General features: G+C 68.0%; 20 protein-coding genes. 16 read left to right on the top strand and 4 right to left on the bottom strand.

Annotation, left to right across the window (positions count from 1 at the left end; all coding sequences use genetic code 11):
* Nucleotides 1-546: 546 nt before the first annotated feature.
* Nucleotides 547-1,080: a hypothetical protein gene (locus FQ377_RS14370; RefSeq protein ID WP_148601870.1), complete on the bottom strand. Its 534-nt coding sequence runs from the start codon at nucleotides 1,078-1,080 to the stop codon at nucleotides 547-549.
* A 223-nt stretch (nucleotides 1,081-1,303) separates the two neighbouring features.
* Here FQ377_RS14370 and FQ377_RS14365 point away from each other — a divergent pair, with 223 nt between their 5' ends.
* The 12 genes from FQ377_RS14365 (at nucleotide 1,304) to FQ377_RS14310 (ending at nucleotide 15,071) form a co-directional block, all read left to right on the top strand.
* Nucleotides 1,304-1,534: a hypothetical protein gene (locus FQ377_RS14365; RefSeq protein ID WP_148601869.1), complete on the top strand. Its 231-nt coding sequence runs from the start codon at nucleotides 1,304-1,306 to the stop codon at nucleotides 1,532-1,534.
* A 1,436-nt stretch (nucleotides 1,535-2,970) separates the two neighbouring features.
* On the top strand, nucleotides 2,971-3,483 hold the full coding sequence (locus tag FQ377_RS14360; protein ID WP_316245935.1) for a recombinase family protein: 513 nt from the start codon (nucleotides 2,971-2,973) through the stop codon (nucleotides 3,481-3,483).
* A gap of 355 nt (nucleotides 3,484-3,838) precedes the next feature.
* Complete coding sequence (locus tag FQ377_RS14355) at nucleotides 3,839-4,192, top strand: hypothetical protein (protein WP_148601867.1); 354 nt, start codon at nucleotides 3,839-3,841, stop codon at nucleotides 4,190-4,192.
* Between the two features lie 65 nt (nucleotides 4,193-4,257).
* A complete protein-coding gene (argC, locus tag FQ377_RS14350; RefSeq protein WP_148601866.1) occupies nucleotides 4,258-5,289 on the top strand; it encodes an N-acetyl-gamma-glutamyl-phosphate reductase in 1,032 nt (343 codons plus the stop codon).
* A complete protein-coding gene (argJ, locus tag FQ377_RS14345; RefSeq protein ID WP_148601865.1) occupies nucleotides 5,286-6,455 on the top strand; it encodes a bifunctional glutamate N-acetyltransferase/amino-acid acetyltransferase ArgJ in 1,170 nt (389 codons plus the stop codon). The genes argC and argJ overlap by 4 nt, the downstream gene beginning before the upstream one ends.
* 11 nt (nucleotides 6,456-6,466) lie before the next feature.
* Entirely contained in the window at nucleotides 6,467-7,480 is a 1,014-nt protein-coding gene (gene argB / locus FQ377_RS14340; RefSeq protein ID WP_148601864.1) for an acetylglutamate kinase, read from the top strand.
* 56 nt (nucleotides 7,481-7,536) lie between these two features.
* Nucleotides 7,537-8,769 (top strand): acetylornithine transaminase, encoded by a 1,233-nt coding sequence (locus tag FQ377_RS14335; RefSeq protein ID WP_262364484.1) that lies wholly within the window; start codon nucleotides 7,537-7,539, stop codon nucleotides 8,767-8,769.
* Nucleotides 8,766-9,743: an ornithine carbamoyltransferase gene (gene argF, locus FQ377_RS14330; protein WP_148601862.1), complete on the top strand. Its 978-nt coding sequence runs from the start codon at nucleotides 8,766-8,768 to the stop codon at nucleotides 9,741-9,743. The genes FQ377_RS14335 and argF overlap by 4 nt, the downstream gene beginning before the upstream one ends.
* Nucleotides 9,740-10,288 (top strand): arginine repressor, encoded by a 549-nt coding sequence (locus tag FQ377_RS14325; RefSeq protein ID WP_148601861.1) that lies wholly within the window; start codon nucleotides 9,740-9,742, stop codon nucleotides 10,286-10,288. Before argF ends, FQ377_RS14325 begins: the two co-directional genes overlap by 4 nt.
* Before the next feature lie 154 nt (nucleotides 10,289-10,442).
* Nucleotides 10,443-11,645 (top strand): argininosuccinate synthase, encoded by a 1,203-nt coding sequence (locus tag FQ377_RS14320; protein WP_148601860.1) that lies wholly within the window; start codon nucleotides 10,443-10,445, stop codon nucleotides 11,643-11,645.
* Nucleotides 11,645-13,099, top strand: a complete 1,455-nt coding sequence (argH, locus tag FQ377_RS14315; protein ID WP_148601859.1) for an argininosuccinate lyase — start codon at nucleotides 11,645-11,647, stop codon at nucleotides 13,097-13,099. Before FQ377_RS14320 ends, argH begins: the two co-directional genes overlap by 1 nt.
* A 106-nt stretch (nucleotides 13,100-13,205) precedes the next feature.
* Nucleotides 13,206-15,071 (top strand): ABC transporter ATP-binding protein, encoded by a 1,866-nt coding sequence (locus FQ377_RS14310; RefSeq protein ID WP_148601858.1) that lies wholly within the window; start codon nucleotides 13,206-13,208, stop codon nucleotides 15,069-15,071.
* A gap of 16 nt (nucleotides 15,072-15,087) precedes the next feature.
* Here the strand turns inward: FQ377_RS14310 and FQ377_RS14305 are convergent, their stop codons facing one another.
* Both FQ377_RS14305 and FQ377_RS14300 read right to left on the bottom strand, forming a co-directional pair.
* Nucleotides 15,088-15,624, bottom strand: a complete 537-nt coding sequence (locus FQ377_RS14305) for a methylated-DNA--[protein]-cysteine S-methyltransferase (protein ID WP_148601857.1) — start codon at nucleotides 15,622-15,624, stop codon at nucleotides 15,088-15,090.
* Nucleotides 15,625-15,630: 6 nt separating this feature from the next.
* The gene (locus FQ377_RS14300) at nucleotides 15,631-17,214 is read right to left on the bottom strand and encodes a bifunctional transcriptional activator/DNA repair enzyme AdaA (RefSeq protein ID WP_148601856.1); all 1,584 of its coding nucleotides are present in this window, start codon (nucleotides 17,212-17,214) and stop codon (nucleotides 15,631-15,633) included.
* A gap of 113 nt (nucleotides 17,215-17,327) precedes the next feature.
* On the opposite strand from FQ377_RS14300, the gene FQ377_RS14295 reads away from it, so the two are divergent.
* Genes FQ377_RS14295 through tyrS form a run of 4 tightly spaced genes read left to right on the top strand, consistent with a single transcriptional unit; the run spans nucleotide 17,328 to nucleotide 22,199 of the window.
* Nucleotides 17,328-17,972 (top strand): DNA-3-methyladenine glycosylase, encoded by a 645-nt coding sequence (locus FQ377_RS14295; protein WP_262364483.1) that lies wholly within the window; start codon nucleotides 17,328-17,330, stop codon nucleotides 17,970-17,972.
* A gap of 53 nt (nucleotides 17,973-18,025) precedes the next feature.
* Nucleotides 18,026-18,553, top strand: a complete 528-nt coding sequence (locus tag FQ377_RS14290; RefSeq protein WP_148601871.1) for an adenine phosphoribosyltransferase — start codon at nucleotides 18,026-18,028, stop codon at nucleotides 18,551-18,553.
* 58 nt (nucleotides 18,554-18,611) lie between these two features.
* Nucleotides 18,612-20,864 carry a HelD family protein gene (locus tag FQ377_RS14285; RefSeq protein ID WP_148601854.1) on the top strand — a complete coding sequence of 751 codons (2,253 nt, stop codon included), beginning with the start codon at nucleotides 18,612-18,614 and terminating at the stop codon, nucleotides 20,862-20,864.
* A gap of 12 nt (nucleotides 20,865-20,876) precedes the next feature.
* A complete protein-coding gene (gene tyrS / locus FQ377_RS14280; RefSeq protein WP_148601853.1) occupies nucleotides 20,877-22,199 on the top strand; it encodes a tyrosine--tRNA ligase in 1,323 nt (440 codons plus the stop codon).
* A 218-nt stretch (nucleotides 22,200-22,417) separates the two neighbouring features.
* On the opposite strand, the gene FQ377_RS15035 is transcribed toward tyrS, so the two are convergent.
* On the bottom strand, nucleotides 22,418-22,647 hold a 230-nt coding region (locus FQ377_RS15035; RefSeq protein WP_222861890.1), incomplete at its 5' end, for a hypothetical protein.

The raw sequence follows: 22,647 nt of genomic DNA, 5'->3' as shown, positions 1-22,647 counted from the left end.
AACCACCCGCCGCATCGCCAGAGGATTCCGCAACTTCACCAACTACAGACTCCGCTGCCTCCTCGCCGCCGGCGGTCACCGCCCCTACCGCACGAAACGAACCAACCACGCCTAAATGCGAAGGGCCACATTATTGCCGTAGCGCAACTAAAATGTGGTCCCGGGTGCTGAGGAGATGCAAGGTAATTGAACGGCGTCGGTCTTGTGTATCAAACCGGGCGGACCTAGCGTCACCAGATCCCACCAGTGATCACCGATCGCCGCGATCCATGGTGCGGCTGCAAGGTCACTGCGCGGGGGAGAGCGTCATCCCTCCATCCTCATACTCGACAGCCGCAACGTGTAGCGGGATGTCCGTTTCGCAGGAGGATCCTTCTCCGACCCTGATCGGTGAAGGACCGTCGTGAAGATCTTTGAAGTTGGTTCGCTGTGGTGGCGCGGTGATGCTGAGGCGCTCCGGTTCGTATGGCCGCGGCGCCTAAGACTGGTATGTTCCGACACCAAGTTACGGTCGCATGATTTGTTTCCTGCGCGAGGGCTCCGACATTAGTCGGGGGTGTAGGGGCTGATGTCCAGCCGGTCAGCTCCGTGATCGTGCAGTGTGTCGACGACACGCTGGTTGGCGATGAAAACATAGTTCTGACCTGTTTGACCGCGGAAATTCTGAATGTCAGAGCCCGGGAACGGGTCGGTCGCGAAGCCGGTGTATTCCTCGACAGGTGCGCCGGCGTGATCTCGAACCTCGACGTCGAAGGTCTGGTAACCGGTGACCTCAGCGGCGCGAAGTGCCTCGATGAAACCAGTGGAGGCAATCTTCAACGCTGCCCCACCGGTCCACAGCAGGTCATCGTACGTCTTGCCTCCGTTGTAGGGAGCAAACCATACCGGGAAGGGAAGTTTCTCAGGACGCCAGTCCTCAATTAACGACCACACATCGGTCACGCCGTCGGGTGTGTACCAGGGTTCTCCCATGATTTTCGGTTTACCTTGTCCGCAGAGGGTGAGCCACACGTAGTTGCGTTTGTTTCTGGCGTGTATTTGAAACCATTCAGACACGTGCTCCCCTTTCGGCAGCGGCACCTCCGAATTCTAACTCCTACCGATCACCAAAAACATGGACAAATCCCTTGCAGCGGTCCGTTGATGGCTCGATCAGCGGGACATCGCGGTCCCTCTGGCCCTGCTGTCGTTGGAACGAGTTCTCGACTGGGATGCTGGTAGGCCGGGCGACTGATGATCGTCGTCGCTGACGCAAAGTGGCCCCGAGAGAACTGCCGAACCCCCTCAGGAGGATCTATCGCTTATGGCTTACGGACCCGTCATATCCCTCATCTACTTCGGCTCGTTCATCTTCGGGCTGCTAGGTCTTGTGCTCTCCATGATCGGAATTGGATGGTTCGTCGTGAATCCGAAGGAAACCGGACAGTCGTTGCTACGGGGCAAGCGAGGCCTGATGTTCGCTCTGTGTGTCGTGACGGTCCCGGTCACCATGGTCTGCGGAATCGCTTTTCTAGCGCTGGTCTTCGGGACCTAGCGATCAGCTGACTCCACCGCTGACTGGGCATCCACTGATTCGGACCATCCCGTCGCTCCCACGAAGTCCTCGTATGCCGATCCCTGATCGGGCACTTCCACCGACCTAGATCTGATCTTGGGCAGCACGTAGAACGGAGTCGTGTTGTTCGCGATCGAACGTGTAGATGATAGTGGGTGGAAAAGGGTACCCGGGCAGGCCCGGACCAGGTTGGTGGGCTTGAAACTGCCCCCAGGTTACAACGTCGTCTTTATGTTCGATGACGGCGCTAATCACGGCGCATTCGACATGCATACACTGCCCGATGAGGAGTGGAACACGGCCGGAAAACTCCTCCCATTTGTGTTCGCCTAGTAGGAACCGTAGCGCGTCGCGCCCAGCGTCCCCACAGAAATCCTTGCGTCGCTGCAAAACGGAATAGTAGAGATCAGCCGTGAGACGGCGCCCTTCCTTCTGCATTGATGACCTAGCCTCCTGCAAGGTGGACGCTAGGGGCTTACCGTCGATGGACCACTGCAGCCCTTCCAGCTGAACGTCGGCACGACCCCACCGTCGGTGCAAGGCGACCCCGCGCTCCAATGTCAGCTTCGACATGTGGTCATCCATCGCTGTCCTAAGTTTCTGGGAACCGAGAAGGGGTCATCACGGTGGCTTAGGGCTGCTGCGTCCGTTCGATCTACGAATTGAGGCTAACCGTGAACTACTTTGCATGCGTCGCACGCACGACGGGAGAGTCCCGCAGGACGATTGGCTAGCGCGCAGCTTTGATTCTTGGTCCTGATGAGGACGAGTTAATTAGCGACGCGGAGGTCCCTGTAAGAGCTGCCCATCCTAGGAGCATGACCAGAATGCCTCCTATGTCACCGGCCGCTCCGTCTGCTGACTTGTACGAGAGGTACAGACCATTGGCGACGAGCATGGGTACCGCGGCGATCAAGAGCAATATTGTGCCGCGTTGAAGGTGTTGGAATGCACGGCCTCGCCGCTTACCTACGAAGACATAGGCGATTGGCACGCTGATCGCCAGGGCGATGGAGACGATGTGCGAGGGAATGAACAGTGCGTCTTGACCGAAGTTCTGCCACACAACACCACTCAGGACGGCCAATAACAAAGGAGCTAGGGCTGGGTTCATTCGCGGACCTTGCGGCGAGAGCGGCATGGCTAACTGTTGCACACGGAGTAGGACTTCTCCTTGATTGGGCGTGTCCGCAAGCCGGTCGGTCTGCGCCCGTGCAGGCGACTTCGGGAAGTTGTGCAGGCGACCTCGAGAAACGACAGAAACGACTGCCCCGTCAAACGGGGCAGTGGACGTTTAGGGTGGACGATGAAGACGGGCGCAACGGTACCTTATCTGCAACACTGGTTTGGTGAAGATCGGATACGCGCGCGTCTCGACTGCTGGCCAAGACCTCACCGCCCAACGAGAGGGCCTGATGGCTCTTGGCGTCGATGAGGAGAACATCCACGTCGACCACGGCTTCACCGGGACGAACCGGACCAGGCCCGGCCTGCGTGAGGCGTTGGCGTCCTGCCGGAAGGGTGACACCTTGGTCGTGACGAAACTCGACCGGTTGGCACGCTCAGTGCTCGACGCCCGTGACATCGCCGATGAGCTCACCCGCAAAGACGTGGCCCTGAGCCTGGGCGGCAGCATCTACGACCCGACCGATCCGATCGGCAGGCTCCTGTTCAACGTCCTGGGGATCGTGGCCGAGTTCGAGTCCGACCTGATCCGCGCCAGAACCCGGGAGGGGATGGCTATCGCGAAGGCCAAGGGCCGGCTCCGCGGGAAGCAGCCCAAACTCTCGAATCACCAGCGCAAGCACCTCCTTGGCCTAGTCGATGGGGGCGAGTACACCCGGGTGGAGATCGCCGAGCTCATGGGTGTCTCCCGAACGACCGTGTACCGGGAGATCCAGCGACGAGAGCGCACCGCCACCTCATGATCTGGCTCGAGCATGTTCCGCGAGTGTCTCGGAAATCTACAGGTTTCTAAGCCACCACCTCTCTCTGATCAGGGCCCCAAAATTTCGGCGAGTTCGCGGGGCTCCGACTGTCTCAGAAAGCTGCCTCATCGTGAAGTGTCTCAGTGCTGCTGTCGCTAGGACTTTCTAGGGCAGAGCCGCTGGGAGATGCGTCTTGAATACTCCCGCGTGAGCACATCTTCCCAAGAGGCGCCGGCGACAAAGTCGTGGGGTGGCTTGTAGACCGGCTGGGCGGGTCCCTCGTCGATGTCTTGACCACGGTGAACCTGCTTCGAGATTGGGGAATCATGATGTGGTCGGATGCTACTTTCGAGCGATGGACACGGACTGGATCGAACACCGACGAGCCGAGGACAGGGAGCGGGTCGGCTGGATGAAGCCGGTCGACGACGGATTCGTCGCTATCGACCTGCTGGGACGACACCGGACCGACGTAGTGGACTGGCTGACGGCGGAGGAGACCCTCGACGAGCTCGGACTCTCCTATCTCGCCGACCCATACGAGGTACGGCTTGACCACGGCGGTTGGTTGCGCGTTCGCATTGCGGAAGTCTCGCCCGACGAGGTCCGGGTGAAGAAGGACGACTGGGGCGACATGACCGCTCCGCAGCTCTACTACACGGTGTCGTTTCCCGTGGACGACGAGCAGCTCCGGCCGCTGGGCCGATAGGAAGCAGCACCAACCTTTTGCATAAGTATGTACGCTACTGCATGAAGTTGCTGTAGGCTCGAGGAATGACGTTCACCGCAGCAGTATCCGGCGCCAGCGGCTACGCCGGAGGCGAGATCCTGCGTCTCCTCGCGAACCACCCCGACATCGAGATCGGCGCCATCACTGCCCACAGCAACGCCGGATCCACGCTCGGCGAGCTCCAGCCCCAGCTGCACTCCCTGGCCGACCGCATGCTGCAGGACACCACCCCCGAGGTCCTCGCGGGGCACGATGTCGTCTTCCTCGCCCTGCCACACGGCGCGAGCGCCGACATCGCCGCCCAGCTCCCGGCCGACACCCTCGTGATCGACGCCGGCGCTGACCACCGTCTGCAGGATCCCGCCGTGTGGGAGAAGTTCTACGGCTCCCCGCACGCCGGAACCTGGCCCTACGGGCTCCCGGAACTGCCCGGCCACCGGGAAAGTCTGGCAGGCGCGCGACGCATCGCCGTCCCGGGCTGCTACCCCACGAGCGTGCTCCTCGCCCTCGCCCCGGGCTTCGCCGCCGGACTCCTGGAGCACGACGACGTCGTCGTGGTGTCCGCGTCCGGGACCTCCGGCGCGGGAAAGGCCGTTAAGGCTAACCTGCTCGGCTCCGAGGTGATGGGCGGCATGAGCCCGTACGGCGTCGGGGGAGGCCATCGCCACACCCCCGAGATGGAGCAGGGTCTCAGCCTCGCAGCAGGGGCGCCGGTCTCGCTGTCCTTCACGCCCACCCTCGCCCCGATGGCACGCGGCATCCTCACGACGGCGACGGCGAAAGTCCGGCCCGGGGTCGGGTACGCGGCCCTGCGCGAGGCCTGGGAGGCGGCCTACGCCGACGAACCCTTCGTTCGCGTCCTGCCCGAGGGCCAGTGGCCCACCACGAAGTCCGTGCTCGGCTCGAACCACGCCACCCTGCAGCTCGCGTTCGACGAGCACGCGGGCCGCGTGATCGTCAGCGCCGTGATCGATAATCTGACCAAGGGGACCGCCGGCGGCGCCGTGCAGTCCATGAACATCGCCCTCGGCCTCGACGAGACCGCTGGCCTGACCCTCCAGGGGATCGCACCATGAGCATCACCTATCCCGGCGGCTTCCGCGCCGCAGGCGTCCCCGCCGGCCTCAAGAGCACCGGCAAGCCCGACGTCGCGCTCGTGGTCAACGACGGCCCGCTCCACAACGCCGCCGCGGTCTTCACGTCCAACCGCGTCGCCGCCGCTCCGGTGCGCTGGAGCCGCCAGGTGATTACCGACGGGCGGGCGGACGCCGTCGTGCTCAACTCCGGCGGAGCCAACGCCTGCACGGGACCCGATGGCTTCGGGAACACCCACCGCACGGCCGAGGTCACCGCCGACCTCTTGGGCATCTCCGCGAGCGACGTGATCGTCTGCTCCACCGGACTCATCGGCGAACAGCTGCCCATGGACAAGCTCCTCGACGGCGTCACTGACGCGGCCGGTTCCCTCGGACGGGGCGGCGGACCCACCGCGGCGGAGGCGATCATGACCACCGACTCGGTGCCCAAGGAGGCGCGCTACCCGGCGACGGCGGATTCGGCGAGCGAGGGCTACGCGATCGGCGGGATGGCGAAGGGCGCCGGCATGCTCGCGCCCGGGCTCGCGACGATGCTCGTGGTCCTCACCACCGACGCCGCGCTCGATGCCGAGGCACTCGACGCCGCGCTGCGAGAGGCGACCCGCGTGAGCTTCGACCGCACCGATGCCGACGGCTGCATGTCCACCAACGACACCGTGGTGCTGTTGGCCTCGGGGGCCGCAGGCATCGCCCCCGACCAGGCGCAGTTCACCGAGGCGCTCACCGGCGTCTGCCTCGATCTGGCCGCTCAGCTGATCAACGACGCCGAGGGCGCCAGCCACACCATCGCCGTCACCACCGTCAACGCGGCGTCGGAGCGCGACGCCGAGGTGGTCAGCCGCGCCGTCGCCCGCTCCAATCTGTTCAAGACGGCCATCTTCGGCAACGACCCGAACTGGGGGCGCGTGCTCGCCGCGGTGGGCACCACTGACGCCGCGTTCGACCCCGACCGGCTCAACGTGTCGATGAACGGCGTGCAGATCTGCCGCGACGGCGGCATCGGCGACTCCCGCGACCTGGTGGACCTGACCGGTCGCGACGTCGAGGTCGAGATCGACCTCGCCGCAGGATCGGCCCGCGCCACCATCTGGACCAACGACCTCACGCACGAGTACGTGCACGAGAACAGCGCGTACTCGAGCTGATGGACGAGCTGATGGAAGTTACAGAGACCCAGCAGAGGCCGTCCGCCTCGACGCTGCGAGCGCAGGACAAGGCCGCCACCCTCATGGAGGCCCTGCCGTGGATCCAGCGCTTCGCAGGCACCACCATGGTGATCAAGTACGGCGGGAACGCCATGGTCAACGAGACCATGCGCCGCGCGTTCGCCGAGGACATCGTCTTCCTGCACCACGTAGGCATCCACCCCGTAGTGGTCCACGGCGGCGGACCCCAGATCAACGCCATGTTGGAACGGCTCGGCATCGAATCCGACTTCCGGGGCGGGCTGCGCGTCACCACCCCCGAGGCGATGGATGTGGTGCGCATGGTCCTCACCGGCCAGGTGGGCCGCGAGCTCGTGGGCCTCATCAACTCCCACGGCCCCTACGCCGTGGGACTGTCGGGGGAGGACGGCGGCCTCTTGCGTGCCGTGCGCACCGGGACAGTGGTCGACGGCGAGGAGGTGGACCTCGGCCTCGTCGGCGAGGTCACCGCCGTGCAGCCCGGGGCGATTCTCGACATCCTGCAGGCAGGACGCATCCCGGTGATCTCCACGGTCGCACCCGAGTACGACGTCGACGGCGCCGCGACCCGGCAGGTCCTCAATGTCAACGCCGACTCCGCGGCCGCTGCGCTGGCCGGAGCGCTCGGGGCATCCAAGCTCGTGATCCTCACCGACGTGGAGGGCCTTTACGCGGCATGGCCCGATCGCGGCTCGCTCATCTCGTCTCTGACCACCGGGCAGCTGCGCGAGCTCCTGCCCACCCTGCAATCCGGCATGATTCCCAAGATGACGGCGTGCCTGCAGGCCGTCGAGGCAGGGGTGGAACGCGCGCACATCGTGGACGGGCGGCTGGCGCACTCCATGCTGCTGGAGACCTTCACGACGGCGGGCATCGGCACGCAGGTGGTGCCGGGCCCGGGTGCACCGGTGGATAGAACCGCGGACGGAACTGCCAACGAAACTTTGAACGAGAACGTGGACGAGACAGCGGGGGAGGCTTCATGAGCGAGGCACACACGGAGCAGCAGGCACCCGAGGGTGCCGCATCGGCGGACAGCGGGATGCTCGACGAGCTGACCGGTTCGGGCTCGGGCGCCGACTGGCTCGCCCGCTACACCGGCTCCCTGCTCGGCGTCTTCGGCATCCCTCAGCGCGTTCTCGTCCGTGGTTCGGGCTGCTACGTCTGGGACGCAGACGGGCAGCAGTACCTCGATCTGCTCGGCGGCATCGCCGTCAACGTGCTCGGCCACGCCCACCCGTTCGTGACGTCGGCCGTGGCCGGTCAGCTCGCGACGCTCGGTCACATCTCCAACTTCTTCACGAGTCCCACGCAGGTGGCGCTCGCCGAGAAGCTGATCGAGCTGGCGCAGGCGCCATCCGGGTCCCGGGTGTTCTTCACCAACTCCGGCACCGAGGCGCTGGAAGCTGCGGTGAAGCTCGCGCGGCGCAACAGCACACCCGAGCGCCACCGCATCCTCGCACTCGACGGCGCCTTCCACGGGCGCACCATGGGCGCGCTGGCACTGACGTCCAAGGAGGCGTACCGAAAGCCGTTCGAACCGCTGCCCGCCGGCGTCGAGCACGTGGCGTTCGACGACGTCGACGCCCTCACCGCCGCCATGGACGAGACGGTCGCGGCGCTCGTCATCGAACCGATCCAGGGGGAGGCCGGCGTGCGGCCCCTCTCGCCCGAGTATCTGCGTGCGGCCCGGGAGCTGACCCGCCGCTACGGCGCCCTGCTGATCCTCGACGAGGTGCAGTCGGGCATCGCACGGACCGGCCGCTGGTTCGCGCACCAGTGGGTGGACGGCGTGGTCCCCGACGCCATGACGCTCGCCAAGGGTCTCGGCGGTGGCGTGCCCGTCGGCGCTCTCGTGACCTTCGGCGAGGAGGTCTCGGCACTGATCAGTGCAGGCCAGCACGGGACCACGTTTGGCGGCAATCCGCTGGCGACGGCGGCCGGGCTCGCCACCCTGCACGTGCTGGAGACCTCGGGGGCACTGCAGAATGCGATCGACGTCGGCGGGTATCTCCGGGAGCAGCTGGCGGCGCTCGACGGCGTCGTCGCGGTGCGCGGAGCCGGACTGCTGATAGGCGTCGACCTCGACGGCGACCATGCAGCGGCTGCGGTGCAGGCCGCCCTGACCGCAGGATTCATCATCAACGCGACGGGCCCGGCGACCATCCGCCTGGCCCCGCCGCTCATCCTCACCCACGAGCAGGCCGCGAGCTTCCTCGACGCCCTACCCGACATCCTGGCTGCAGCCCGGACCCAGCAGGAGGCACCAGCATGACGCGCCATTTCCTCGTCGACACCGATCTGTCCCCGCAGGAACAGGCCGAGGTCCTCGATCTCGCCGCGGAGCTGAAGGCGAGCCCCTACAGTCGCGCCCCCTTCGCAGGTGAGGGCGCCGGCCGGAAGACGGTCGCCGTGATCTTCGACAAGACGTCCACCCGCACCCGCGTGTCCTTCGCGGCGGGCATCGCCGATCTGGGGGGAGTACCGCTGATCATCGGCGCGGGCGATTCGCAGCTCGGCCACAAGGAGTCCATCACCGACACCGCGAAGGTGCTGGACCGCATGGTGGCCACCATCGTGTGGCGGACCTACGCGCAGGCCGGTCTCGAGGAGATGGCGGCGGCCTCGCGGGTCCCGGTGATCAACGCCCTCTCCGACGACTACCACCCGTGCCAGCTGCTCGCGGATCTGCTCACCATCCGCGAGCACAAGGGCGCCCTCGCGGGCCTGACCATGACCTACCTGGGAGACAGCGCCAACAACATGGCCAACTCCTATCTCCTCGCCGGGGTCACCGCGGGCATGCACGTGCGGATCGCCGGACCGGAGGGCTTCCTCCCGGCCGCCGACGTCGTCGCCGTGGCCGAGGCGCGTGCTAGCGAGACCGGGGGCTCCGTGCTGATCACCACGGATCCCGCCGTCGCGCTCGCCGACGCCGACGTGGTGGCCACCGACACCTGGGTCTCCATGGGCCAGGAGGACCAGAAGGCTGCGCGGCAGGAGCTGTTCCGTGCCTACGCCGTGGACGAGGCGGCCATGGAGCGTGCCGCGCCGGACGCCGTCGTGCTCCACTGCCTTCCCGCCTACCGCGGGTACGAGATCTCCGCCGGCGTGATCGACGGCCCGCAGTCGCTCGTGTGGGACGAGGCGGAGAACCGGCTGCACGCCCAGAAGGCGCTCATGACGTGGCTCGTAGAGCAGTCCGCGCAGTCCGGGCAGGCTGTTTCGGCGCAGGAGCCGGGCTCGTGACCGTGCAGCGCGATACGGCCCGCCCCACCACGAAGACCTCGAGGCATGCCCGGATCACCGATCTGCTCACGGCGCAGTCCGTCCGGTCCCAGGTGGAGCTCGCGGCGCTCCTGGCGGAGGAGGGCGTGCAGGTGAACCAGGGAACGCTCTCACGGGACCTGGTGGAACTCGGGGTGGTGCGCGTGCGCGGAGCCGACGGCGCCCTCATCTACGCGGTCCCCGTGGAGGGTGGCGGACGGCACTCGCGCAGCGGTGTCTCCCAGGAGGCACTCGACGCCCGGCTCGCGAGGCTCTGCAACGAGCTGCTCGTGACGGCGGAATCGTCGGGAAACATCGCCGTGCTGCGCACACCGCCCGGTGCCGCGAACTTCCTGGCCCTGGCGATCGACCACTCGGTGCTGCCCTCCGTGCTGGGGACGCTCGCCGGGGACGACACCGTGATGCTCGTCAGCCGGGAGGTCGACGGCGGCGCAGCCCTCGCCGAGCGTTTCCTGGCCCTGGCGCAGGAGCAGCAGGGCGGCGTCGATCCGCCAGTGCCTAGCTGAACCTGCCCATCCCGGGCCGGCACACCTGACGAGACCCACCGCTACGCTGGCAGCAGCAGCGGTTCCCGATCCGCACCACCCGACACGGAACCACCACTTACCGCCGAACCACCATTTCCCGGGCAGCCCCCGGACACCAGAAGGAGCATTCCCCGTGACCGAACGCATCGTCCTCGCCTACTCCGGCGGACTCGACACCTCCGTCGCCATCGGCTGGATCGCCGAAGCCACCGGGGCCGAGGTGATCGCCGTGGCCGTCGACGTCGGACAGGGCGGTGAATCACTCGAGGCCATCCGCCAGCGCGCCCTCGACTGCGGCGCCGTCGAGGCCTACGTGGCCGACGCCCGCGAGGAGTTCGCCACCGACTACTGCATGCCCGCACTCAAGGCGAACGCGCTGTACATGGACGCGTACCCGCTCGTGTCGGCCGTGTCGCGTCCGGTGATCGTCAAGCACCTCGTCGCCGCGGCCCGCCAGTTCGGGGCCACCACCGTGTCCCACGGCTGCACGGGCAAGGGCAACGACCAGGTGCGCTTCGAGGTGGGCATCCAGACCCTCGGCCCCGATCTGAAGTGCATCGCCCCGGTGCGCGATCTGGCCCTGACACGTGACAAGGCCATCGCCTTCGCCGAGGAGAAGGGACTGCCGATCGAGACCACCAAGAAGAACCCGTTCTCGATCGACCAGAACGTCTGGGGACGCGCCGTGGAGACGGGCTTCCTCGAGGACATCTGGAACGGGCCCACCAAGGACGTCTACGACTACACGGCATCACCCGAGTTCCCGCCCGCCGCGGACGAGGTGACCATCTCCTTCAAGGAGGGCATTCCCGTGGCGATCGACGGCAACGCAGTCACGCCGCTGCAGGCCATCGAGGAGCTCAATCGCCGCGCCGGCGCGCAGGGCGTGGGCCGCATCGACATCGTCGAGGACCGCCTCGTGGGGATCAAGAGCCGCGAGATCTACGAGGCGCCGGGTGCCATGGCGCTCATCGCCGCCCACCGTGAGCTCGAGAACGTCACGATCGAACGCGAGCAGGCCCGCTTCAAGAAGGCCGTGGGCCAGCGCTGGACCGAGCTGGTCTACGACGGCCAGTGGTTCTCGCCCCTGAAGCGCTCGCTCGACACCTTCATCGACGACACGCAGAAATACGTCACCGGCGACATCCGTATGGACCTGCACGGCGGCCGCGCCACCGTGACGGGACGCCGCTCCGACGTGGCGCTCTACGACTTCAATCTGGCCACCTACGACTCCGGGGACACCTTCGACCAGTCGATGGCCCGCGGCTTCATCGAGATCTTCGGCCTCTCCTCCAAGGTGGCCTCGAGCCGGGACGAGCGGGCGGGCGCCTGATGGCGCCAGCTGACGGTCAGAGGGACGGCTCAGGGGGGCGCTCGGGGACGAATACCGGATTGCTGTGGGGCGGCCGGTTCGCCGGCGGCCCCGCCGATGCCCTCGCGGCCCTGAGCAAGTCCACGCACTTCGACTGGCGCCTGGCGACATACGACATCGCCGGGTCCCAGGCCCACGCCCGCGTGCTGCACCGAGCCGGTCTGCTCGACGACGACGAGCTCGCCGGCATGACCGCCGCCCTGGAGACTCTCGACGCCGATGTGCGCTCCGGCGCGTATCAGCCGGCCGAGACCGACGAGGACGTGCACGGGTCGCTGGAGCGCGGGCTCATCGAGCGGGCTGGCCCCGCTCTCGGCGGGAAGCTGCGCGCAGGACGTTCCCGCAACGACCAGGTGGCCACGCTCGGCCGCATGTACCTGCGGAACCACGCCCGGATCATCGCGGGCGGCGTCCTCGCGACGATCACCGCCCTCGTCGATCAGGCCGAGACACACCTCGAGGTGCCGATGCCCGGGCGCACCCACCTGCAGCACGCGCAGCCCGTGCTGCTCAGCCACCACCTGCTCGCCCACGCCTGGGCGCTGCTGCGCGATGTGCAGCGACTCCAGGACTGGGACCGCCGCGCCGGTGTCTCGCCCTATGGCTCGGGCGCCCTCGCGGGTTCGTCCCTCGGGCTCGACCCCGAGGCCGTCGCGGCCGATCTCGGCTTCTTCTCCGCGACGCACAACTCCATCGACGGCACCGCCTCGCGGGACGTGTACGCGGAGTTCGCCTGGGTGAGCGCGATGATCGGCGTGGATCTCTCCCGCGTGAGCGAGGAGATCATCATCTGGGCCACCAAGGAGTTCTCGTTCGTCACGCTCGACGACGCCTTCTCCACAGGTTCGTCGATCATGCCGCAGAAGAAGAACCCCGACGTCGCCGAGCTCGCCCGCGGCAAGGCCGGCCGGCTCATCGGCGATCTCACCGGGCTGCTCGCCACCCTCAAGGGCTTGCCCCTGGCGTACAACCGGGATCTGCAGGAGGACAAGGAACCGGTTTTCGACGCCATCGACACGCTCGAGGTGCTGCTGCCCGCGGTCTCCGGCATGATCGCCACGCTGGTGTTCAACACCGAGCGCATGGCGTCATTGGCTCCGCAGGGTTTCGCGCTCGCCACCGATATTGCCGAGTGGCTCGTGCGGCAGGGCGTGCCCTTCCGGGAGGCCCATGAGCTCTCGGGCGCGGCCGTCCGCATCGCCGAGCAGCGCGGCGTCGAGCTCTGGGATCTGACCGACGAGGAGTTCGCCGGGATCTCGCCGCACCTCACCCCGGCCGTCCGCGAGGTCCTGACGGTCGAGGGCTCGCTGGCCAGCCGCGACGCGCAGGGCGGGACGGCGCCGACGGCGGTGCGGCGTCAGTTCACCGCGCTGAAGGCGGAGCTCGACGGCGTCCGGGAGTACGCACGGAGGTGACGCTGGGGTAGATGCAGGAGGGGCTGGTACCCGGACGATCACCGCTCCCGCTACGCCTGCCGCGAAGTGCTTTGACTCCCCGGAGGGCTCGGCGCACCGTAAGAGGATGCAGCCCACCGCACAGCGTGCCACCCTCCGGGAGTTCTTCCCCTATCTGCGCGGACACGTGCGGATCCTCGTCGTCGTCGCCGTCGTCTCCCTGATCTCTACGGGCCTCTCGATCGCCCAGCCACTCATGGTCCAGCAGCTGGTCAACTCGGTTTCGGCCAGCGAGCCCGCCACCATCTTCATCTGGCTCCTGGTCGCCATCACGCTCGGCGGGGCGGTGTTCGGCGCAGCCCAGTCCTATCTGCTCCAACGCACCGCGGAGTCCGTGGTCCTCGGGGTACGGCGGTCCCTCGTGGGGCAGCTGCTGTCACTGCCCATCCGGGAGTTCGACCGCCGGCGCGTCGGCGATCTCATCTCCCGCGTGGGCTCCGACACCACCCTGATGCGCAGCGTCATCACCTCGGGCCTGTTCGAGATCGTCTCCTCGATCCTCATGTTCTGCGCCGCCGTCGTCCTCATGGTGCTGATCGATCCGCTCCTGTTCGGCATCACGCTGAGCGCCGTCGTGGTGGGGGCCGGCGGGGTCCTATTCCTCGGGCGGCTGATCCGCAAGCGCAGCCGCGACGTGCAGGACGCGGTCGGCTCGATGACCGCCGCCGTGGAGCGCGGTCTCTCCGGCATCCGCACGATCAAGGCCTCCGTCGCCGAGGAGCGCGAGGCCGCGGTGATCGACGTCGAAGCCACCACGGCCTTCCGCGCCGGCATAGCGATGGCACGCCTGCAGGCGGCCGTGCAGCCCATCATGTCCATCTGCATCCAGGGCGCGTTCATCGTGGTGCTCGCCGTCGGTGGCATCCGCGTCGCGGCGGGGGAGCTGCAGCTGGGCGATCTGATCGCCTTCATCCTGTACCTCTTCCTCCTGGTGATGCCGATCGGCTCCGCCATGGGCGCATTCGTGCAGATCCAGTCGGGACTCGCGGCCCTGGACCGCATCCAGGAGATCGCGCGGCTCGAACCGGAGCGAGCGGACGAGAAAGACCTCACGCCTGCTGAATCGGCAGACTCAACGCCCACAAGCACAGCCACGCGACCCGGCACCATCGAACTGCGCGACGTGAGCTTCAGCTACGGCTCGGCGGACGACGACGGCGCCGGACAGGGCGACGCGACGGCGATCGGTGCCGGGCAGCAGACGCCAGGATCACCGGAGGACGGGACACTGCGCGACGCCGCGGATCAGCTGGTCCTCGACGGCGTGAGTTTCAGCGTTCCGGCGGGCAGCAGAACGGCACTCGTAGGTCCCTCGGGCGCCGGCAAGTCCACCGTGCTGGCGCTGCTGGAGCGCTTCTACGAGCCGACGGACGGCACCATCCACCTGGACGGCGTCGCGCTGCCCGATCTGCCGCGCTCGGCGCTGCGCTCGCAAATCGGCCTCGTGGAGCAGGAGGCCCCGGTGCTCAGCGGTACGCTCGCCGACAATCTGCGGCTCGCTGCTCCGGAGGCGACCGACGAGCAGCTGCGCCGCGTTCTGGCGGCCGTGGGCCTCGATGCGCTCGGGGACCGCAGCGACGACGGCCTCGACCTCAATCTGGGGGAGGACGGCATCCGACTCTCCGGCGGGCAGCGCCAGCGCCTGGCATGGGCCCGCGTGATCCTGGCCGATCGGCCCCTGCTGCTGATGGACGAGCCGACGTCGGCCGTCGATTCGAGGACCGAGCAGCTGCTGCAGCGGACCCTGGGGGAGGCCTCACGGGACAGGACCGTGGTCGTCGTCGCGCACCGCCTGTCCACCGTGGCCGACTTCGACCAGATCGTGGTCCTCGACCAGGGGAGGGTCGCTGCGACCGGAACGCACGAGGAACTCCTCGACAGCAGCGAGCTGTACCGGGACATGGCCTCCCGGCAGCGACTCGTCACCGCCTGATCCGGCCGGTCCGGCTTCAGCCCAGGCGGCCGGCCTCCCGATCGAGGAGGCGCTGCTTGACGGGAAGCCCCCAGCGGAAGCCGCCGAGCGTGCCGTCGGTCCGGATGATCCGGTGACAGGGCACGAAGAGCGCCGCGGCGTTCTTGGCGCAGGCGCCGGCGACAGCGCGGACGGCGGTCGGGTTCCCGGCCCGCTCGGCGTACTGCAGATAGGTGGTGACAGAGCCCGGCTGCACCGTGCGCAACACGTCCCAGGCGTGGGTGCGGAAGGGGCCTGATACCTGCCGGACGGGCACGTGCGCGACGACGTCGAAGTCGCCGTCGTAGTAGCGCGCCACGGCGTCGAGGATCGGCTGCACATGTGACGCTGCCGGGTCGAATGCCGTGGCTCTGATGCTGGGGTGGATCTGACCCGTGAGCTCCGCAGGCTCGTCGGTCCAGCCGGAGGACAGCACGGCACCGTCCGCCTCGATGACGGTGAAGGCGCCGTCTGGTGTGTCGATGGTGACGGTGGTCGCGCCGCGGAGGGCGGCGGTCCCGGTGGGGGTACGCATGGTGGGTTACTTCCGTTCGCTGGCTGGGTAAGAGTACGTGGCGTAGCTGCGTGGCGCTGCTTGCTCGGGCGCGAGATCCGGTAGGTTCGCCGCTCTGCGCAGATGCTCGGTCGCGTAGGAGCGCCAGGGTCGTGCCGCTGCCATCGCCTCGTCGAGCGCAGGGTGGTCGCCCGCGTCGGTCGCCCGGATGGTCGCCGCTCGCTGAGCGGCCAGCCCGGACCAGGAGTCCCGAACGTCCGGGTCGTCCGTCAGCGCGACGTCGGGGTGGCCGAGCACGCGCATGACCACGTAGTCGGCGGTCCCCGCGCTGACGCCGTCGAGCACCAGCAGATGCGAGCGCAGCTCGTCGGCGTCCGCTCCGACGTCGACGGCGAGCGCGCCCGACGCGAGCTGCTGCGCCACGGTGCGGAGGGCCTGTCTGCAGGCCGGCGATCCGGGCAGAAGCGCGTCCGGCGCCGCTGCGATGTGCTGCGCCGACGGGAACAGCCTGGTCAGCGGCGAACCCGGACCCTGCACCGCGGGGCCCAAGGCGGCGAGGCGGTCGAGAGCCGCGGTGGTGCCGGGGCCGGGCATGTCCTGCACCACGAGCGCGCGCAGGACGGTCTCCTCCGCGTCGACCGATCCGGGTACGCGCAGCCCCGGGCGGGAGGCGACCAGCCCGCGCAGCACCGGGACGCGGGAGAGTGCGAGATCCACGGCCATGGGATCGGCGTCGAGATCGAAGAGCCGCCTGATCCGACTGAGCAGCGGCGGCAGATCGCCCAGGCCGCCCACCGAGACCGTGACCGGGAGGGCTGCCCCGCCGCTGCTGCCCGTCCGCACGGCCTCGGCGTGGAACCAGGCGGGCCCTCCGGGCAGGCGGAGCGTCCTCGCATAGGTCGAGGCGGTGGCCTGCTCCACCCCCGCCACGGCCTGTTCCCGCAGCACGTCGAAGATCCCGTTGTCGAAGGGCAGCCGCGTGGGCAGGAGCAGGGAGATCCTGACGGGACCGCCGGCGTCGTGATCGCTGCCCGGGGGTCCACTGCCGCTGCCCCGCCGCGCTGTCGCGCGCACCTGGCCCGGCGTGAGATCGAAGACCTGCTGGAGGGTGTCGTTGAACTGGCGGACACTGCCGAAACCGGCGGCGAACGCCACGTCGGCGAACCGCAGCGTGGACGCCGTGAGCAGGGTCCGCGCGGTCTGTGCCCGTTGCGCCCGCGCCAGCGAGAGCGCTCCGGCGCCGAGCTCGTGCCGGAGGATGCGGCCCAGCTGCCGTGGGGAGTAGCCCAGCCGGGCGGCGAGCCCGTCCACTCCGGTCCGGTCCACCTCGCCGTCGGCGATGAGGCGCATGGCCCGGGCTGCGGTGTCCCGCCGCAGGTTCCAGGCCGGGTCACCCGGGACGGCGTCCGGCAGGCAGCGCTTGCAGGCCCGGTACCCGGCGTCGTGCGCGGCGGCCGACGTGCGGTAGAAGGTGACATTGGCCGGCTTGGGTGTGCGTGCCGGGCACGAGGGCCGGCAGTAGATGCCCGTGCTCGAGACGGCGGTGATGAACTGCCCGTCGAAGCGGGCATCGCGCGCGTCGATCGCGGCGTACTGCTGCCCGAAGTCCATCTCGCCATCCTCGCACCGGTCACGAACTCGAACTAGCGGGATTCGGACATCGCGGTGTGCGGCACCAGCGCCCCATGTCCTGCGATGAGGGCGCGCCTTGCTACCGTCGTCGGGTGCCGGAACAGGACAGAACAGACCCCACGACGCGCCGGCTGCTGGCCGGCAGCGCCCTCGACGTGGCCCCCTGGCTGCTCGGAGCGCAGCTGACCCACGCCACGGCCGACGGGACCGTCACCGTGCGCATCACCGAGGTCGAGGCCTATCTGGGCAGGGAGGATCCCGGCTCCCACGCGTTCCGGGGCAGGACCGCACGGAACGCCACGATGTTCGGGCCTGCCGGGCACCTCTACGTCTACTTCACGTACGGCATGCATTACTGCGCCAACATCGTGTGCGGGACCGAGGGCTGGGCCACGGGCCTGCTCCTGCGCGCCGGGGCGATCACGGAGGGCATCGAGCTGGCCCGCGAGCGGCGCTCCCGCCCGGCGACCGATCTCGATCTCGCCCGCGGGCCCGCCCGCCTCGCCCAGGCGCTGGGACTCGACCGCACCGTCGACGGCAGTGACGCCCTCGCCGCTCCCCTCGGGCTCGTCCTGCCCGAGGCTGCGCCCACGGTGGTGGAGCGTGGCCCCCGGGTGGGCATCAGTGGCGCGGGGGGAACTCCGGAGTACCCGTGGCGCTTCTGGCTGCCCGGGGAGCCCACGGTTTCCAGATTCCGGCCGGGCAAGCAGAAGGCGGCCCGTACAGTTGATCCGTGAAGAACAGCGGAGTCGACAGCAGTAGCACCCGTGAACCAGCGGCCCCGTCCGCGTTGGGCCTCGAGGCCCAGGAGGCCATCGACCGCCTGTGCGTCGTGGTCCCCGATGTGCCGTCCGCCGGCATCCTGTTCCGCGACCTCACCCCGGTCTTCTCCGACGCCGCGGCGTTCCGGACGATCATCGACGCCCTCTCGGAACCCTTCGCGGGGGAGTTCGACGCCGTCGCCGGTGTGGAGGCGCGCGGCTTCCTCCTCGCCGGGGCCGTCGCCTATGCCACCGGCACCGGCGTGGTGGCCATCCGCAAAGCAGGCAAGCTGCCCCGGAGCGTGTACCGCGAGGCGTACGACCTCGAGTACGGCCAGGCCGAGCTGGAAATCCACCAATCCGATCTGCCGGCCGGAGCGCGCGTGCTCGTGCTCGACGACGTCCTCGCGACGGGAGGAACCCTCGCCGCGGCGTGCGCCCTGCTCGAACGTGCCGGGGCCGTCGTCGCCGCCTGCGCCGTGGTGCTCGAGATCGACGGGCTCGGCGGACGCGATGCGCTCGCCGAGCGGACGCTCCACACCCTGCACTCCGTGTGACGGACACCCGTCTCCCTCCCGCTAGACTTGACGGTCCGCCTTTCGAAGGAAGTGTCCGATGCCCGAGACGTCCCAGACGAGAACAGAGCTCGAAGCCGAGCGTGATTATGTCGATGGACTGTACAGCCGTCTGGACGACCTGCGTGCGGAGAAAGCCCGTCAGCTCGCGGACGTGCGCCGCACCCAGGCCGCCGGATCCCACCAGAACCGCTCCGAGCGCGACGCCTTCGCCACCATGTACGAGGACCGCCTGGCGCAGCTGAACGCCGTCGACGACAGGCTCGTCTTCGGTCGGCTGGACCTCGACAGCGGTGACAAGCGGTACATCGGCCGCATCGGGCTCTCGGACGAGGACCTGCAGCAACTCATGGTGGACTGGCGTGCCCCGGAGGCGGGGACGTTCTACCAGGCCACCGCCTTCAAACGCATGGGGGTCCGAAGGCGTCGTCACCTGATGCTGTTCCGGCGCGAGGTGGTCGCGATCGAGGACGACGTCCTGGACGCCGACCTGCTCGGGGACGACGCGTCCCTGCAGGGTGAGGGAGCTCTCCTCGCAGCGCTCGATTCCCGGCGGACGGGCCAGATGTCCGACATCGTGAGCACCATCCAGGCAGAGCAGGACCGCATCATCCGCGCGCCGTTGTCCGGTGTCACCGTGGTCCAGGGCGGACCAGGGACGGGCAAGACGGCCGTGGCCCTGCACCGGGCCGCCTATCTCCTCTACACCCACCGGGAGCGCCTGAAGTCGGCAGGCGTGCTGCTGGTGGGGCCCACCGACGCCTTCATGAAGTACATCGAGCGCGTGCTGCCCTCCCTGGGTGAGACGGGCGTGGTGATGGCGGGTATCGGCACCCTGATGCCGGGTGTCCGCACCGTGCCGGAGGAGGACGAGCGGACGGCCGCGGTCAAGGGGAGCCTCCGGATGGCCGAGGTGCTCCGGAACGCCGTCGCCAACCGCGAACGGGTCCCGGGCCAGGACCAGCGACTCAACGTCGAGGGCACGCTGCTCACCCTCACACCCCGGCAGGTCTCCAGGGCCCGCGAACGCGCCCGGGCCACCGGGAAGCCGCACAACGAAGCCCGCGTCACCTTCGTGCGGACCCTGCTCCGGGAACTCACCGAGCAGCTGCTGGAGCTGCTCGAGGAGTCCTCCGGCGGCGGGAACAATGCGGACCGCTCCTATCTCGCAGAGGATGTCCGGAGCGCGCGGGACGTGCGGGTCGCGCTGAATCTCGCGTGGATGCCGCTGACCCCGCAGAAGCTGGTGTCGGAGCTCTTCGCCCGCCCCGAGCTGCTGCGTGCCGCTGCCCCGATGCTGGACGAGGGGGAGCTCGCTGCGCTGGAGCGCCCCGCGGGTGCTCCGTGGACCGAGGCGGATGTGCCGCTGCTCGACGAGGCCGCGGAACTCCTCGGGGACCTCGACGTCTCGGCGGGGAGGGACGACGCCGCACGGGAGCAGGAGCGCAAGCGCGATCTCGCGAACGCCGAACGCACGCTCGAGAACGTCAATTCGTCCCTCGAGGATTCGGGGGTGGACGGGGTGCTGACGGCCGAGGATCTGGCCCGTCACAACGAGGTGTCCGTGACCCGGGTGTCCGCGGCCGACCGAGCCTCGGGCGACCGCACCTGGGCCTACGGGCACATCGTGGTCGACGAGGCCCAGGAGCTGTCGCCCATGCAGTGGCGGCTGCTCATGCGGCGCTGCCCGCTGAAATCCTTCACGATCGTGGGGGACATCGCGCAGACGAGCTCGGGGGCAGGCTCGCGCTCCTGGCAGCAGGCACTGGCACCGTTCGTGGGGGAGCGGTGGCAGCTGGAGGAGCTGACCGTCAACTACCGGACGCCGGCGCAGATCGCCGAAGCCGCCGTGCGGATGGCCAACGCCGCAGGACTCGTGGTCTCGGCGCCGAAAGCCGTACGGGAGGGGCGGTTCGAGCCCGTCCTCGACACGGTGCCGGACCTCCTGCCCGCGCTCGTGGACGCCGTGCCCGAGGAGCTCGCGGCCATCGACGGCGGACTGCTCGCCGTCATCGCGCCCGACGCCCACCTGCCGTCAGCCCGCTCTGCGCTCACCGCGCAGTACGGTGACCGCGTCGGGTCGGGAGCGGGCGGGCCCAGCCAGGACATCGTGGTGATCTCGCCGCGCGAGTCCAAGGGACTTGAGTTCGACGGCGTGGTGATCCTCGAACCACAGGAGATGCTCGACTCCGCGTCACGGCGGATCGGCGACCTCTATGTGGCCATGACCCGTCCCACCCAGCGTCTGCGACTCATCTCGACGGGCCGAATTCCCGCCGGTATCGCCGACTGATAATTTGAGAGGGTGTCCCAGCAAACAGATACCCCGGTCAGTGGCCTTGCAGGTCAGCGCAACGATCCCTCGTTCGACGACGTCCATGACGAGCTCGTCTGGCGTGGACTGGTCCACGTCTCCACGGATGCGGCTGAGCTGAAGGAGTTGCTGGCAGGCCCGCCCGTCACCTTCTACTGCGGATTCGACCCCACGGCTGCCAGCCTCCACCTGGGGAATCTGGTCCAGCTCCTCACCATGCGCCGGCTGCAACTGGCCGGTCATCGCCCCCTCGGTCTGGTCGGCGGCTCCACGGGGCTGGTGGGAGACCCCCGCCCGACGGCGGAGCGCACCATGAACACCAAGGAGACCGTGGCGCAGTGGGTGGGCTCCCTCCAGGGCCAGGTGCAGAGGTTCCTCGATTTCGAGGGCGACAGCGCGGCACGGATGGTAAACAACCTCGACTGGACCGGGCCGATGAGCGTCATCGACTTCCTCCGCGACGTGGGTAAGTACTTCCGCGTGGGAACGATGATCAAGAAGGAGACGGTGGCCAAGCGACTGAACTCCGACGAGGGCATCAGCTACTCGGAGTTCAGCTACCAGATCCTCCAGGGCATGGACTACCTGCAGCTCTTCCGCGACTACGACTGCGTGCTGCAGACGGGTGGCTCCGACCAGTGGGGCAATCTCACCAGCGGAACGGACCTCGTGCGGAAGGTGGAGGGGGCCACGGTCCACGCGATCGGCACACCGCTGATCACGAACTCCGACGGCACCAAGTTCGGCAAGAGCGAGGGCAACGCCGTCTGGCTCGACGCAGCGATGACCAGCCCCTACGCCATGTTCCAGTTCTGGCTCAATACGGCCGACGCCGACGTCGCCGAGCGCCTGAGGATCTTCAGCTTCCGTACCCGGGCCGAGATCGAGGACCTCGAGCGGGTGATGACGGAGCGACCCCATGAGCGGGCCGCGCAGCGTGCCCTGGCCTACGACGTGACCTCGCTCGTGCACGGTGTCGAGGCGACGGACAAGGTGATCGCCGCATCCGCGGCACTCTTCGGGCAGGGGGACCTGGCCTCACTCGATCTCGAGTCCCTCCGATCGGCCACGGCCGAGCTCGACGCCGTCTCCGTGGACGCCGATTCCCTCGGTGTCATCGAACTCCTCGTGCTCACCGGCCTCTCTGCCAGCAACTCTGCGGCTCGCAGAACCGTGACCGAAGGAGGTGCCTACGTGAACAACACGAAGATCACCGACGTCGACCACTCCGTGGACCCCGCCGACCTCCTGCACGGGAAGTACCTGCTCCTGCGCCGGGGCAAGCGGAATCTCGCTGTCGTGGAGGTCCGCTGACGGCGCGTTCCGGCTCGACCCGACCGCGATCGATGCGCCTGCAAGCCAGGCCCGCCGACCGATTAGGCGTTGGAGCTCGCGGTGTCGTACAGTAATCATGTTGCCCCGGTGAGGGCGACACACCCCCTCTGAAAATCTTCAAGTATCGACGCGTGCACTGCACGCAGACGAACCGGGAAGCGCATCAGGTGGGTCTGCTCAAAATCGTCTCGCTGGCTTCAGGTCGGCAGGGTTTGGTGGATTTGCTTGGTGGGGTTGGTGGGGGTAGGTTTAGGAAGTTGCTTCGGAGCGATGACATGGTTGTTTGATCGTGTTTGGTGCCGTTTGCTCCTGTTGTTTGAGAACTCAATAGTGTGCCAAGTTTTTTGATACCGATTGTTTGTTGATTGGTTGAATTTGCTGGTCGCCGTCGTTGTGGTGGTGGCTGGTTTTTTTGGCTGGTTTCGAA

The organism is Arthrobacter echini (genome assembly GCF_008107445.1).
In the GTDB taxonomy this organism is placed as follows: Bacteria; Actinomycetota; Actinomycetes; order Actinomycetales; family Micrococcaceae; genus Arthrobacter_D; species Arthrobacter_D echini_A.
The sequence above is the reverse complement of the archived record's forward strand: the minus strand, read 5'-3'. Positions and strand labels throughout refer to the sequence as shown.